We start from the raw sequence: 14754 nt of genomic DNA on the forward strand, positions 1-14754 counted from the left end.
TCAGCGCACCAGTGTGAGCGGCACCGAGGCGGCCATCGCCTGGTAGCCGGCGTCGTTCGGGTGGATGTGGTCACCGGAGTCGAAGGCCGGGTTCAGCTTGCTCGGCGCGGCCGGGTCCCGCAGCACCTTGTCGAAGTCCAGCACGCCGTCGAACTCCTTGCTCGACCGCAGGTAGCTGTTCACCGCCTGCCGGGTGGCCTCCTTGGCCGGGGTCCAGCTGTCGGTGCCGCCGATCCCCTCGAACGGCGTGATCGTGGTGACCAGGCTGCGCAGCCCGCGCTGCTGGACCTGCGCGTTCAGCTGCCGGAGCGCGGCGACGATCTCGGCCGCGGAGTCGTCGGACATCCAGATGTCGTTGATCCCCAGCTCGGTGATCACCGTGCGTACGCCGGTCTGCGCGAACACGTCCTCGTTCAACCGGGCCAGCGAGTTCACGCCGACCTCGTTGAACCCGGGGAACGCGCCGTTGTCGGACGGCTCGCTGCCCTCGTGGTTGAGCCGGCTGCCGGCCAGGCCCGCGTTCAGCACACCGGGCACCTTGTCCCGCCGGCCCGCCGACGCGATCAGCCGTTCGGCGAGCTGGTCGGGCCAGCGGTTGTTGGCGTTGAACGTGCTCGCGGTGCCGTCCGTGATCGAGTCGCCGAGAACGACGATCGAGCCGGCCGGCCTGTCGGTCTCGACGTCGACACCGGACAGGAAGAACCAGCAGCACCGCCGGGTCAGCGTGTACGCCGCACCGCCGGGCTGGGTGACCAGGTTCGACGGGCCGACGAAGTTCTCCTGGATCGACGAGCCGTGGAACGTCGTCGGGCCGGTGTTCTCGGGGAAGTACAGGCTGACGACCAGGTCGTCGAGGTTCCCCAGCCGCAGGTTGACCGGGTCGCTGAGCAGCTCGCTGCCCTTGACCATCGACGCGGTCCCGGATCCGTTGAACGTCAGCGTGCGCAGGGTCGCGGGGTCGATGTCGGACAGCTCCGGCGTCGACCTGTCGGGCTTGGCGACGGTCGCGGCGCCCACGGTGACGGTCTTCTCGCCGTAGATGTTCGACAGCCGGATCCGGATCCGGTCGCCGCCGACGGTCGGGCGCACCACCATCCGGACGCTCTGGTCGGTCAAACCGACGTTGGTCGACCCGGACGCGTTGCCGTGGGTGACGGCGGTCGCCCAGGTGCCGACCCACTCCTCGTCGCGGTGATCACCGCCGTAGCTCGCTCCGGCCAGGCCGGAGCCGGCCACGGTGAGCGCGGCGGTCACCGCGACCGCGCGCCAACTGCTGGAAATATGCATGGACGGACCTCCTGGCGGAATCGGATGCGGACGGAACGTAATACGCCCCGACTAATCCGGTCAATGAAACAGAAAGGCATTTCCCGAGCTCGTCGGGAAGCGGTTAGCGAACCGGTTCCGCCCCCGGATAGCAGGGGTATTCCTTCACCCTGCGGGGGACGCGGATCGAGTACAGTCACAGGGACGGCTGGGGGGCCGGAGTCGAGGGACTCGCTGCATGTGAGGGTGACGGAATGCCGCCTGAATTCGTCCTGCCCGGAAACAATAGCAATTATGTGCTGCGCGTCCTGAAGCTGTTCGGGGAATTCTCCGCACGTCCCGCGCTGGCCCGCGGTGACCGCTCCGCGACGTACGGTGAAATAGCCGCCGACCTCCTGCGGATCGCGGCCGCCGTCCGGGACGCCGGGATCCGGCCGGGGGCCAAGGTGCTGGTGACGGCGGCCAACTGTTTCGACGCGCCGGCCCTCCAACTCGCACTCCACCTGCACGGTTGCCGGGTGCTGTGGTGCGCGCCGATCACGTCCCGCCGGGAGATCGACCGGTTCGCCGTTCTGGCCGACGCCGACGCGCTCGTGTACGACGGCGGGCTGGGTGCCGAGCTGGCCGCGTCGCTCGCGCCGATGCCGGCCTTCACCCTGACCGCGCTCACGACGACGTCGAGCGGGACGCCGTACGAGATCGATCCGTCGGTGCCGGCGCCGGACTCGGTGCTGCAGACCAGCGGGACGACCGGCGATCCGAAACTGGTGCACCACACACAGAGCTTCTACGAGCAGATCCTCGACCTGGCCGCGGCCTTCGTCGCGAACGGGTTCCCACTGCTGCGGCACTACTCCGGGTCGCCGCTGTGGCTGGCGAGCGGTCAGATCACCAGCTTCTTCAACCTGTTCACCGGTGGGGTGCTGTTCCTCACCGACAGCTGGTCACCGGACGAGTTCTACCGGATCGTCCCGGCGGAGAGGATCACCTCGACCTACGTCACCCCGCCGATGCTCTACGAACTGCTCGACCACCCCGGCGGCGAGGACGTGGACTGCAGCAGCTTGTTCATGCTCAACGTCGGCGCCGGCCCGGCCACTCCGGCGCGGCTGCGACAGGGCATCGCCCGGTTCGGTCCGGTGCTGCGGATCGTCTACGGGCTGAGCGAAGCCGTCGTCGTGACCGCGCAACCGGGCCTGACCGAGGACCCCTCGCATCCCGAGCGGCTGGCCTCGGCCGGTACGCCGTACGGCGACGTGCGGATCGAGATCCGCGACGACGACGGGAAGGTGCTCGAACCGGGACGAACCGGTGAGGTCTGGGTCCGGAGCAAACTCACGTTCGCGGGGTACCTGAACAAGCCCGGGCTGACCGCGGAGACGTTGGTCGACGGGTGGTTGCGGACCCGGGACCTCGGCTACCTCGACGACGACGGATTCCTCTTCCTGGTCGACCGGGTGCACGACATGATCGTCACCACCCGCCGGAACTGGGCGATCTTCTGCCGCCCGATCGAGGACGTCCTGGCCACGCATCCGGCGGTCCGTACGGCCGCGGTCATCGGCGTACCGGACCCGGTCGTCGGCGAGGCCGTGCACGCCTTCGTCGTACCCCGGCGGCCGGTGTCGGCGGAAAGCCTCCGGCACCTGGTCACCGAGACCCTGAACGAGATGTGGAGTCCGGCGTCCATCGACTTCGTGGACCAGTTGCCGCTGACCCGGATCGCGAAGGTCGACAAGGTTGCCCTGCGCAAGCTCTACGCGGAGTTGCATCCGGTCCCGGTGGCCGGGGCTGGGGGGAACCATGACAGGTAGGTCTCGATGACCCCCAGACGGGGGTTGGTCGTGCTGTTCGCCGCCGATGTGTTGTCGGCGGTCGGCAGCCGGGTGTCGATGGTGGCCATTCCGTGGCTGGTGCTGGTGACCACCGGCAGCGCGGCCCGGATGGGTCTGGTGGCGGCGGTCGAGATGGTGCCGTACATCGTCGCCAGCATCATGGGCGGGCCGGTGATCGATCGGCTCGGCGCACGGCTGTCGTCGATCATCGCGAACGTCGTCAGCGCGGCGGCGGTGGCTGCGATCGCTGCCACCACCGAGCTGGGATTCGCGGCGCTGCTGGTGCTGGTGACCGTTGCGGGTGCGTTGCGCGGGGTGGCGGACCGGTCGAAGGAACTGCTGGTGCGGCCGATGGCCGAGGCCGCCGAGGTCGCGCTGATCCGGGTGACCTCCTTGCACGAGGCGTTCGCTCGCGGGGCGACCTTGCTGGGCGCGCCGCTGGCCGGGTTGCTGATCTACTGGACCGACGCGGCCTTCGTGCTGTGGATCGACGCCGCCACGTTCGTGGTGTGCGGGCTGCTCGTCGCCGCGTTCGTGCACCCGCCGGACACCCCGATCGAGGCGCGCCGGGACAAGTACTTCCGCTCGCTCGCGGTGGGTTTCGCGTTCGTCCGGCGGGACGCCCTGCTCGCCACCATGCTGATCACCACCTTCACCATGAACGTGTTCGCGAGCGCGAGTACGGCGGTGTTCATCCCGCTCTGGGTCGCGGAGGAACTGGGCTCGCCGGCGGGTCTCGGCCTGACCCTCGGCGCGTTCTCGGCCGGTGCGTTGCTCGGCAGCATCGGGTTCGCCGTACTCGCCGCGAAGGTTCCGCGCTATCTGACGTTCGCCGTCGGAGCCGTCATCGGGGGTAGCCCGCGCCTGCTGGTGCTCGGGCTGAGTGATCATCTGGTCCTGGTGATGGCGGTGACCTTCCTGTCCGGGATCGGGATCGCCGCCATCAACCCGGTGTTCGGCGCGGTCCTGTACGAACACGTGCCGAAGAACCTGCAGGCCCGCGTGATCGGCCTGGTCGCGGCGACGTCGTTCGCCGGTCTGCCCCTCGGCGCGCTGCTGGCCGGCGAGCTCGTCAGCGGCTTCGGGCTGGTCCCGGCCCTGATCGGTTGCGGTGTCGCCTGCCTGCTCGTCAGCGTCTACCCGCTGGTCCGGCGGGGCCCCGGCCGGACCCTCGACGAACCCACCCCGACGCCGCTGGAGGCCGCATGAACGAGGCCACCGATCCGTACTGCCTCAGCCCCGGAGAGAGCGCCCAGCTGCTCGCCGGCCATCTGTGGCAGCGCTTCGTCGTCCTCGGCGACAGCGTCGCGGAGGGTCTGTGCGAACCGGTCGACGGCTACAGCGACCTGCAGTGGGCCGACCGCATCGCTGCCGAGCTGCGGGCGGTCCATCCTGGGCTCGCGTACCTCAACCTCGGCGTCAGCGGGCTGCGCGCCCGCGATGTCCTCGCGTCGCAGCTGGAGCCTGCCGTTGCCTTCAGCCCCGATCTCGCCCTGGTCGTCGGCGGCGGCAACGACGCCTTCCCGGCCACGTACGACGCCGACCGGGTCGACCGTGAGCTGACCACGATGATCACCACGCTGCAGGACGCCGGCGCGGACGTGATGACGCTGGGCATGTTCGACGTCTCGTACAGCCCGGCGGTCGTCGAATGGCTCCGCCCGGGCCTACGGCAACGCATGCGCACCCTCTCGGACCGGACCGCCGCACTCGCCGCGAAGCTGGGCACGATCCACGTCTCTCTCACCGATCACCCGCTGTCGACCGATCCCGGGCTGTACAGCTCCGACGGCCGGCACGGAAACGCCCGCAGCGACGCCGTCGCTGCCGCTGAGACCCTCCGAGTCCTCGCTCGCCACCTGGCGTCGGTACGCTGAGCGCAGTACTCGGGAGGTGCCTGCGGTTGATCGAAGCCTCGGACCTGGCGCGCGACTACGGCCTGACCGCTGACGAACTTCGTCCACATGCCGGCGGATTCAACAGCGACTGCTGGGTCGCCGACTCGAAGTGGTTCGTGAAGGTGTGGCGGCGCGGGACCCCCGAGGACCTCGACCTGCTGTGCACGCTCGCTGCCACCGGTCTTCCCGTGCCTGCTCCCCTCCGGACCGTTGCCGGCGAGCTCCACGCGATCGCCGGCGGCAGACCGTACGCCGTCTTCCCCTACGTCCACGGCCGGATGGCGACGCACGACGACTGGCGTCCGGCAGCGCAGGCGCTGAAGCGAGTGCACGCCCTCGAACACGTCGACCTGCCACCGGCCACCCTGGACGAGCCGGCCATCTGGCCGCTGCGGGACCACCTCGACCACCCGTGGATCGCCGACCGCCGCGAGGAGGTGGTCGCGAGCATCGCCCGGCTCGAGCACACGATCGAGCGCGCCCGGACCAAGACGGTCCGGCACGTCGTCTGCCATCTGGACCTCCACGGTCTCAACCTGATCCTGGACGACAGCGACGAGATCGCCGCGATCGTCGACTGGGAACAGGCAGTCATCGGCCCGCGCGAGCACGACGTCTGGATCGCCGCCGAAGGTGCGCACCTGGAGGCGTTCCTCACCGAGTACGGCGCTCGCGACCTCGACTCCGACCACCTCGAGTACGCCCTGCTGGCCCGCGGTCTCCGGGACCTGGCCGCACGGGTGTTCAACGAGGTGGACCGGCCAGGCGTCGACACCTGGGGCTTCCGGCGGATCGCCAAGCTGGACACCGATTTAGCCCGATTCCGGCCGTTCTGCCGCTAACAGCAGGCCGCTCGTGAGCGCGCCCTGGCCGACGTTGACGACCGGACCAGCGCCGGGGACTGCGAAACGGAGGTAAGCACCGGCCGGCGTTCCGCCGAACAGGTAAGGCGCGATGCAGAACGGCACCGCGGCTTCATGAACCTCCCCGGTCGCCACCTCGACGAACTGCATGGTCAGCCGGTCGACCGGGACATGGGCCTGCAGGACGTACCCGCCTTCGGCGATCGCCGCGTCCAGCGCGGCGTGCCAGTCGTGCGCCGACACCTCGGGTCCGACGACGACACCGACGCCGCCGTACGAACCAGAAGGTTTGAGGACGAAGCGGCCCTGGTCGGCGACGGCCCGCGGACGCAGACCGGCCGACAGCACGAACGTCTGCGGGACGTGGCGCCGCAGCACCTCGGCGTCGTCGGCGGACAGCAGGTCGACGTCCTCCCAGAGCCAGGCGAAGATCGACTTGCTGGCCAGCAGCCAACTGGCCGACGCGGTGAACATGCGGACCGTCTTCGTCCGGACAGCGGTCGCCAACGCGTCCAGGCCGGCGCTCGGCTTGGTGCCCTGCGGGACGAACATCCGGAGTACGCCGTCGATCGGACCGTCGTCCACGCACAGCCGGCCGGCGTCGTCCAGGGTCACCCACTCGACCGGGTACACCCGCATGTCCAGCCCGAGCTCGCGACCGCGGTCGCTGAACGGCTCGAGCAGCTTGATCATCGCCCGCCCGTCCTGTGACCCCGGGTACGTGCCGCCGGTGGTGAACAGCATCGCCAGCCGGTCCTGCCCGGTCAGTTCGAGGGCCGAGCGCACCGCCTCGTAGCGGGCGTCGACGGCCGACGGCGGCGCGGTCAGCCCGATCCCGCCGAGCACCGGATCACCGTCGTACGCCTTCAGGAAGCGCTGCGCGACCCCGTCGGAGTCGTGCGCGCCGCCCAGCGCGCTGTCGATGTTGGCCTCGACCACGTACGGCGTCCCGCCGGCCAGCAGGATGTCCGCACGCACGCCGCCGATCAGGTCGTCGGTCAGCGGCAACGCCTCGTCCAGCAGGTCGATCGCGCCGTCCGGCATGCCGAGCGCCCGCCGCAGCTCCCCCGCCGTCGTCGCCCGCCGCAAGCACGTGGCCAGGATCAGCCGGGCGACCGTCGCCGAGATGTCCGTCATCGCGGTGTACGCCGACGCCGGCATGATCGGCGGCCGAAGCGGCCGCCACTCCTTGTTGTGCGTCGCGACACCGTCGTACACCCGCTGCCACGACTCGACTCCCCGCGCGACCAGCGCCGTACGGACTTCTTCGGACAAGTGGGGCCACAGGTCGGTCATGATTTCTCCAGTACGGCGTGGATCGCGGTGACCAGGTGGTCACGGCCGGGTTGGACCGCCCGGTCGAGCGCCAGGGCGAACGGCAGCACGGCGCCGTCCGGCCTGGTGACCCGGCGGGGTGGGGAGTCGAACTCGCACCGTTCGGCCGCGACCGCGAGCACCTCCGCGGCGAACCCGCTGGTCCGGTTGGAGTCGTCGATCACAACCAGCCGGCGGGTCCTGGCCAGCGATGTGGTCAGGCCGTCGACGTCGAGCGGGTAGACCGTTCGCGGGTCGAAGACCTCGACCGAGATCCCGACCCCGGACAACTCGTCGGCGACGGACAGCGCGTCCTGCACGAGGTGGCCGAGGGCAACTACCGTGACGTCGCTGCCGGGCCGGGCGACCCGGCCGACGCCGAGTGGGACCGGCACGAGCGTGCCGAAGTCGAGATCGTCACGGATGCCGAGCGCGCCCGACGGCGCGAACACCACGACCGGGTCGTCGTCCCGGATCGCCGAGACCAGTAAACCGTAGGCGTCCGCCGGCGTCGCCGGGACGACCGTCTTCACCCCGACGTGTGCGAACAGGCTGTACGGGTGGTCCGAGTGCTGGCCGGCCCAGCCGGTCCGTGAGCCCGAGCCGGGGACGACGTACGTGACCGGAACCTTGCACTGGCCGCCGGTCATCAGCGAGAACTTGTGCGCCTGGTTGGCGATCTGCTCGAACACGAGGAACAGCAGCGACGGGATCTGGAACTCGATCACCGGCCGCATCCCGGCCAGCGCCGCACCAGTGGCGAAGTTCGTGAAGGCCTGCTCCGACAGCGGGGTGTCGAGCACCCGGTCCGGACCGAACCGGCCGAGCAACCCGGCCGTCAGGCTGGACGCGGCGACCCGGATGTCCTCGCCGAGCAGGAAGACCGCCGGGTCGTCGGCCATCGCGTCGCCCAGGGCCCGGTTGAGCGCCTTCAGGTAGGAGAGCTTCACCGCATCACCTCCGGGGAGGCGTAGAGGTACTCGAGGGCGGCGGCCGGGTCGGGATGGGCGCTGCCCAGCGCGCTCCCGGCCGCCGCGTCGAGCAGGGCCTCGACCTCGGCATCGACGGCCGCCCGTTCGGCGGCGGCCACTCGTGCGCCCTGGATCTCCACTGGATCCCGCGACCACCCAGCGGAGACTTCTTCGGTCGAGCGGTAGGTGAGCCGCGTCCGGTGCTCGAAGGTGTGGTGAGCGTCGAAGCGGTACGTCGTGCACTCCAGGAACGTCGGCCCCTTGCCGGCCCGGGCCCGGTCCACCCCCGAGGCGGTTGCCGCGAGCACCTTCTCCGGGTCCTGACCGTCGACGGTGAAGGCCGGGATGCCGAACGCGCGGGCCCGGCCGGTGATGCTGCCGGCGACCGCCGAGGCGACCGGCATGGTGGTGGCGTAGCCGTTGTTCTCGCAGACGAAGATCACCGGTACCCGCCAGAGCGCGGCCAGGTTGAAGGCCTCCAGCAGCATGCCCTCGTTCATCGCGCCGTCGCCGAAGAACGTGGCCGCGACCGTGTCCCGGCCCTGCCGGCGGTGCGCCCAGGCGGCACCGGTCGCGATCGAACCGGCCGCGCCGACGATCGCGTTCGCGCCCAGGATGCCGAGACCGAAGTCGGCGGCGTGCATCGACCCGCCGCGGCCCTTGTTCAGTCCCGACTCCCGGCCCATCAGTTCGGCGAGCAACCGCGCCGGATCCGCCCCGCGCGCCAGCACGTGCCCATGTCCGCGATGCGTGCTGGTGATCACGTCGCTCGGCCGGAGCGCCGCGCAGACTCCGGCCGCCACGGCCTCCTGCCCGATGTACGGATGGATGCCGCCGACGATCTCACCGGACCGGACGAACTCGATCGCCCGCTCCTCGAACCGACGGATCAGTCGCACGGTCCGGTAGAGATCGCGGGTCATGGGGCGTCCCGGCCCGGACAGAGGAGCGCAGGGAGCGAAGCGACTGGAGCTATCAGGAGTGGCCGGGACTCGAAGCCTCCTGACCCGCCGGTGCCGAAGGCCCGGCACTGCAGCAGAGCCGTCATCGGTCAGCCCTTCACCGGTCGGCCCAGAGGGCCGGGCAGTAGTCGGGGTCGGCGTAGTCGGGGTGACCGTCGGGCGTCCGGCGTACCAGGACGTCGTGGTTGTAGGCCGCCAGGGTGCCGTCGGACAGCGGGAACTCGCGGTAGTGGTTGTCGCCGTCCTGCAGGTGCAGCGAGATCGCCCGGCGCGGACGGTCGCTGACGTTCGCGCCGCTGCCGTGGTATGTGCGGCAGTGGTGGAAGTTCACGTGGCCGCGCGGGATGGTGATCGGGACCTTGGTCACCTCGGCGTGGTTGTACGCCGCGTTCTCGGCCAGCATCTGGTCGAGCTGCGACCGGTCCCGCTCGGCGAAGTGCCGGACGACGGTGTCGTCGGAGCCGATCTCCTGCCAGCGGTGACTGCCGTCGACCATGGTGATCGTGCCCATCTCCGGCGGGCAGTCGTGGAACGGGATGAACGCGGTCAGCATCCGGTCCGACGACGAGGACGACCAGTAGTGCTTGTCGAAGTGCCACGGCACGACGTTCGACGGTTCGCCCTCGATCGGCGGCTTGTAGATCAGCGTGGACTGGAAGATCCGGATCTCGCCGGTCTGCGCCAGCCGGGCCGCGACCGCGCCGATCAGCGGCTTGCGCAGGATCTTGGCCAGCCCGTCGTGCTCGTAGTGCACGTAGTCGTTGTGCCGCTGGACGTCGCCCTTCGACGGGTCCCAGTACGCCAGCTTCGGCGGGCGGACCGGCAGCGTCCGGTCGCGTTCTCCGGCGTAGTAACGCTCGCTGGCGTCGACCAGTTCCTCGGTCTCCTCGTCGGTGAGCAGCTTCCTGGACAGGTACCAGCCGTGCTCGTTGTAAAAGGCAACGTCCTCGTCGGTGGGAAGGAGCTCGACCTCTTCCTCCGAGAGCTTGAATTCCAGCGTCGTCACAGGTCGGCTCCTGCCAGCTCGCGTTCCTTGGCCTCGTAGAGGGCCTTGATGTTGCCGCTGCCGAACGTCATCGCGCCGCGCCGCTCGATGATCTCGAGGAACAGCGTGCGCCGGACGTGCATCGACTCGGTGAAGATCTGCAGCAGCTGACCCCAGTGGTCGCGGTCGACCAGGATGCCCAGCTCCCGCAGGTCCTCGATCGGCGTGTCCACCTCACCGACCCGGTCGGGCAACGCGTCGTAGTACGTCGACGGCGTACCGAGGAAGTTCACGCCGCGGCCGGCCAGCGTGCCGACCGCCTCGACGATGTCGCTCGTCCGCAGGGCGATGTGCTGCACACCCGCGCCGGCGTGCCAGCTGAGGAAGTCGTTGATCTGGCCGGGGCGGCGGCTCGCGTCCGGCTCGATCAGCGTGAAGGTGACGTGCTTCGACGGGCTCTGGACGACCTTCGAGTCCATCCCCTGCCCGGCCACCTCGATGTACTCCTCGAAGATCCGGGGAAAGCCGAACACGTCCTCGTAGAACTTCGCGGTCGGCTCCAGCTCACCGGACGGCACGCAGATCGCCAGGTGGTCGATCTCGCTGAACAGCTTCTCGTCCGGACCGCAGGTCGGTTCGGTGATGTGGATCCGGCCGGGCAGGAACTCGTGCCGCGGCCCGTGCCGCTCGACCAGCCGGTGGATCACGTCGCCGAACCCGGCCACCTCCGCGATCACCACGGTCGTCTCGCCGGCCTCGGACCGGACCGGCTCCTGCAGCCCCCGGGCACCCCGGGCCACCAGTTCACCGTACGCCGCGGTCGCGTCGCCGACCTCGATCCCGACGATCGCGACACCGTCGCCGTGGCGCTGCACGTACGCGGCCGCCGGGTGGTCCGCGGCCAGCCCGGACGTCAGCACGAGCTGTACGGCGTCCTCCCGCAGGAGCAGCGACCGCTGGTCCGGCAGTCCCGTCTCGGGGCCGCCCTGTCCGTGAATCTGCAGGCCGAACGCGTGTCCCAGGTAGAACGCCGCCTGCCGAGCGTCTCCCACGTACAACTCCACGTGGTCGATCCCGTAGATCTCCATCACAACCTCACCTCACTGTCGATGTGCCGCCGGTGCGGAGTACTCGCGCCGCCGAGAAGCAGGCTCACGTTCTGGCCACCGAACCCGAACGAGTTCGACAGCGCGTACTCCGGCCGGATGTCGCGGGGGTCCTTGCGGACGTGGTCGACGGGACACGCGGGGTCCGGATCGTCCAGGTGGTAGGTCGGGGCCACCACGCCGGTGTTGACGGCAAGCGCTGCCGCTGCCGCCTCGACCACGCCGGACGTGCCGAGCATGTGCCCGGTCAACGCCTTCGTCGAGCTCACGGCCGGCCTGTGCTCGCCGAACGCCAGCCCGATGGCGACGGACTCGGCGACGTCGCCGAGCTTCGTGCTCGTCCCGTGAGCGTTGACGTAGCCGACCCGTGCGGGATCGACTGTCCTGATGGCCTGTCGCATGCACTCCGCGGCGCCGGCCCCGTCGGGACGTGGTGCCGTCGGGTGATGCGCGTCGGAGGTGACGCCGTAGCCGACGACATCGGCGTAGCCCACTGCGTTGCGGGCGGCGGCGTGCGCGGCGCTTTCCAGCACCAGCAACGCCGCACCCTCACTCAGCACGAAGCCGTTGCGCCGCAGGTCGAACGGCCGGCTGGCCTCGGACGGGTCGTCCCACCCGCGTGCCAGCGCCCGCGCGTTGGCGAACGTCTCCGCGAACGTCGGGAACAGCGGTGCCTCGCTCGCTCCGCACAGTACGACGTCCGCCTCGCCGGACCGGATCAGCCGGACCGCGTCGGCGATCGCCTGGGCTCCGGAGGCGCACGCCGTACCGACCGACGAGGTGTAGCCGCGGATCCCGAAGCGGATCGCGACCCGGGCGGCCGGCATGTTCGGGAGCACGCCGGTGAGCAGGTACGGGCTGACGGCCGCGCGGCCGCGTTCGGCGCGCGCGAGGACCTGTTGCTCGAGGGTCGCCATTCCGCCCACGCCGCCGACGATCACGCCGATGCGCTCGGCCTGGACGTTCTCCCCGACGCTCAGGCCGGCGTCCGCGAGGGCGTCCTCGGCGACGAGCTGGGCGAGGATCACCGTGCGGTCCATCACCTTGCCGTCAGGGCCGGACGCGACCTTGCCCGGGTCGAACGGCGGCAGGATGCCGGCGAGTTCGACCGAGTTCGCGACCGGGTGGTCGGCCGGCGGTTTCACGATGCCCGACCGCCCCCGCAGCAAGGCGTCGTACACCTGCTGGGGGCCTCGGCCGACCGGCGTCAGCAGGCCCATGCCGGTGATCGTGACGGCGGGCGCACCGCCCGGGCCGCTCATGCGTCCGCCCCCGCGAGCCGCTTCTCCCGCAGTGCGACCTTCCGGACCTTGCCGGTCACCGTGACCGGCACGTCGTCCGCCGCGACCGTTGTCACGGTGCGGATGATCGCGGCGACGTCCTCGCCGACGGCCGACGTCACGTCCGCCGTCCGGTCCCGGTCCTCGGCGTCCGGATCCAGCTCCAGCATGACGTCGGCGACGTACCTGCCGTTCTCCTGGACGATCACGACCGTGCAGTCGGCGGCCTCGGGCAGCGCGGCCAGAATGCGCTCCTCCGACATCGAGGTGAACAGTTGCGGCCCCTCGAAGCCGGCGACCGCATCGGGGATCCGGTCGAGGTGGAAGTAGTGGCCGGTCTCGTCGCGGTACGCCAGGTCACCGGTGAGGAACCAGCCGTTCAGGCGGAAGCGGTACGTGTTGACCGAGTCGTTCCAGTACCCCGGCGAGACCGACGGCGAGCGGAAGCCGAGCAGACCGGCCTTGCCCGGCGGCAGTTCGTCGCCGGCCGAGCTCAGCACGGCCGCCTCGGCGAACTGGTAGGGCTTCCCGATGCAGCGGCCGTAGTGGTCGCTGTCGATGGTGTGCGTGATGTGGAAACCGTTGTGGCCCATCTCGCTGGACCCGAGCCCGTCGACGAAGTGCGAGCCCTTGACCGACGTACGCCCCTCCCTGGTGACGGTCTCGCGGGTGCCGACGGCAACGAGTCTGCGGATGTGCGGCTCGTGCGCGCAGTCACCGGTGTTGAACCACATCCGCACCGAGTCCAGGTCGTGCGCACCCAGGTCCTCCCGGGCGAGACCCGCCCAGGTGACCGCGAACCCGTAGACGGCCCGGGGCTTCCAGCGCTCGATCTGCCGCAGTACGTCGGGCGCGTCCTGACTCGACAGCAGCAGCATCTCGGCGCGGTTGCCGAGGACCTGGTTGACCATGAGGACGGTCGCCGTGTGCGGGATCGGCAGCGCGTTGAGGATCCTGTCGGTGCCCTGTGCCTGCGGCATGGTGAGCAGGTGCTTCAACGCGGCGTACAAGGTCGTGTGGGTGTGCATCACGGCCTTGGGTACGCCGGTCGTCCCGCTCGTGTGCGTGATCACGACCGGATCGTCGGCGTGATGCCGGTAGTGCTCAGGGGCCTTCCCGCGATCCCCGGTTCCGAGCTCACGTGGCTCCGCCAGGACGTCGGTCCGCAGGAGCGGCCGGTGCGCGGCGTCGGCCAGTACGGCGGTCACGCGCAGCCGGCGGATGTACTCGTCGGCGATCGCCGGCGTCATCTTGCCGTTCATCAGTGCCGGGATCGCACCGACCCGGGCCAGGGCGAGGAAGCTCAGCACGATGTCCTGGGCCTCGGTGGCCCAGATCGCGACCACGTCCCGTCGGCCGATGCCGTGCTCGTGCAACCAGGCCGTCCGCGCCTGCACCCTGTCGTCGAGCTCGCCCAGGGTCAGCGGATGCTCGGCCGGGAAGTGGTCGACGGCGGTGTCGAACGTCAGCCCCGGCCCGGCGGGATCGGCGCCGTGGGCAAGCACCCGCTGGAGGACGTTGCCGGTGCCGATCGCCGGATCGGCGGCCAGCCGGGCTCGCAGACTCTTCATGGTCGGACTCCCCCACTCACGATCCGGGCGGTCGCCCGCTCGGCCTGGATCTCCACGATCAGTACTTGGTCGGCGTCGCCGTCGCCGATCAGCAGGGCGGCCTCGTCGAGCCCGCCGTCGGTCACGCAGACCACCGGTCCGCGCAGCTCCCACTTCGCCGCGATCAGGCCGGCGACGCTGTTCGGCACCGACTGGAAGAAGAACAACGGGCCGATGCGTCTGCCGTCGGCAACGGCCTGGCGGACGTGCTCGGCGCTGATCCGGTCGCCGGCACTCACCAGGACGATCCCGGCGGACCCGGCCAACGGCTCCGGTAGCGCGCTCAGGCAACGATCGGCGACCGTTGCCGCCAACGGGTTGAACGTCGACAGCACGAACCCGGGAAGGGCCGGCGGGCCTGCCGCGACGTCGTCGCCCGGCTCCGGCCAGTAACCCTCGGCGAGCACGACCAGGTCATGGACCTCCACCGCCGCCCTCATCCCGCACGCACCACCAACGCGGTGTTGGCTCCGCCGAACGCCGAGTTCACCGACATCCCGTACGCCGACCGCGCGGGCCGCGGCGCATCCAGGATCAGATCCAGCGCGCAGTCCGGATCGGCGTCCAGGAACCCGGCGTTCACCGGCAACTTCCCGTCGCGCAACGCCTGGATCGTCACCACCAGCTCGACCAGCCCCGACGCCTCCAACGCATGCCCGTGCAC

At 70.3% G+C, this 14754-nt stretch carries 13 protein-coding genes and 1 pseudogene; 4 read left to right on the plus strand and 10 right to left on the minus strand.

The features are described 5' to 3' along the window. Positions 1-1287 carry an SGNH/GDSL hydrolase family protein gene (locus E1218_RS15225; RefSeq protein WP_132320532.1) on the minus strand — a complete coding sequence of 429 codons (1287 nt, stop codon included), beginning with the start codon at positions 1285-1287 and terminating at the stop codon, positions 1-3. A 233-nt stretch (positions 1288-1520) separates the two neighbouring features. Between E1218_RS15225 and E1218_RS15230 the strand changes: the two genes are divergently transcribed. From E1218_RS15230 to E1218_RS15245, 4 genes are read left to right on the plus strand one after another with little or no spacing between them, the layout of a single operon-like run. Continuing rightward, a complete protein-coding gene (locus E1218_RS15230; RefSeq protein ID WP_132320534.1) occupies positions 1521-3080 on the plus strand; it encodes a class I adenylate-forming enzyme family protein in 1560 nt (519 codons plus the stop codon). A gap of 6 nt (positions 3081-3086) precedes the next feature. Then, positions 3087-4310, plus strand: coding sequence for an MFS transporter (locus tag E1218_RS15235; protein WP_132320536.1), 1224 nt, complete (start codon positions 3087-3089; stop codon positions 4308-4310). Next, on the plus strand, positions 4307-4978 hold the full coding sequence (locus E1218_RS15240) for an SGNH/GDSL hydrolase family protein (RefSeq protein WP_132320538.1): 672 nt from the start codon (positions 4307-4309) through the stop codon (positions 4976-4978). Before E1218_RS15235 ends, E1218_RS15240 begins: the two co-directional genes overlap by 4 nt. Before the next feature lie 26 nt (positions 4979-5004). Next, complete coding sequence (locus E1218_RS15245) at positions 5005-5841, plus strand: phosphotransferase enzyme family protein (protein WP_165949276.1); 837 nt, start codon at positions 5005-5007, stop codon at positions 5839-5841. Here the strand turns inward: E1218_RS15245 and E1218_RS15250 are convergent. From E1218_RS15250 to E1218_RS15290, 9 genes and pseudogenes are all read right to left on the minus strand, one after another. After that, positions 5812-7158, minus strand: a complete 1347-nt coding sequence (locus E1218_RS15250; protein ID WP_132320542.1) for a hypothetical protein — start codon at positions 7156-7158, stop codon at positions 5812-5814. The two genes, E1218_RS15245 and E1218_RS15250, sit on opposite strands and share 30 nt — an antisense overlap. Continuing rightward, positions 7155-8126 carry an alpha-ketoacid dehydrogenase subunit beta gene (locus tag E1218_RS15255; RefSeq protein ID WP_233712244.1) on the minus strand — a complete coding sequence of 324 codons (972 nt, stop codon included), beginning with the start codon at positions 8124-8126 and terminating at the stop codon, positions 7155-7157. The genes E1218_RS15250 and E1218_RS15255 overlap by 4 nt, the downstream gene beginning before the upstream one ends. After that, positions 8123-9070, minus strand: coding sequence for a thiamine pyrophosphate-dependent dehydrogenase E1 component subunit alpha (locus E1218_RS15260; RefSeq protein ID WP_132320544.1), 948 nt, complete (start codon positions 9068-9070; stop codon positions 8123-8125). Before E1218_RS15260 ends, E1218_RS15255 begins: the two co-directional genes overlap by 4 nt. Before the next feature lie 136 nt (positions 9071-9206). Then, positions 9207-10115 (minus strand): phytanoyl-CoA dioxygenase family protein, encoded by a 909-nt coding sequence (locus E1218_RS15265; RefSeq protein ID WP_132320546.1) that lies wholly within the window; start codon positions 10113-10115, stop codon positions 9207-9209. After that, the gene (gene hppD / locus E1218_RS15270; protein ID WP_132320548.1) at positions 10112-11182 is read right to left on the minus strand and encodes a 4-hydroxyphenylpyruvate dioxygenase; all 1071 of its coding nucleotides are present in this window, start codon (positions 11180-11182) and stop codon (positions 10112-10114) included. The genes E1218_RS15265 and hppD overlap by 4 nt, the downstream gene beginning before the upstream one ends. After that, positions 11182-12462: a beta-ketoacyl-[acyl-carrier-protein] synthase family protein gene (locus E1218_RS15275; RefSeq protein WP_132320550.1), complete on the minus strand. Its 1281-nt coding sequence runs from the start codon at positions 12460-12462 to the stop codon at positions 11182-11184. The genes hppD and E1218_RS15275 overlap by 1 nt, the downstream gene beginning before the upstream one ends. Next, positions 12459-14051, minus strand: coding sequence for a class I adenylate-forming enzyme family protein (locus E1218_RS15280; protein WP_132320552.1), 1593 nt, complete (start codon positions 14049-14051; stop codon positions 12459-12461). Before E1218_RS15280 ends, E1218_RS15275 begins: the two co-directional genes overlap by 4 nt. Beyond that, positions 14048-14530, minus strand: coding sequence for a hypothetical protein (locus tag E1218_RS15285; protein ID WP_132320554.1), 483 nt, complete (start codon positions 14528-14530; stop codon positions 14048-14050). The genes E1218_RS15280 and E1218_RS15285 overlap by 4 nt, the downstream gene beginning before the upstream one ends. Beyond that, a pseudogene (locus E1218_RS15290) lies at positions 14527-14754 on the minus strand (beta-ketoacyl-[acyl-carrier-protein] synthase family protein); the annotation flags it as partial. The pseudogene E1218_RS15290 and the gene E1218_RS15285, both read right to left, overlap by 4 nt.

The organism is Kribbella turkmenica (genome assembly GCF_004348725.1).
Classification (GTDB): domain Bacteria; phylum Actinomycetota; class Actinomycetes; order Propionibacteriales; family Kribbellaceae; genus Kribbella; species Kribbella turkmenica.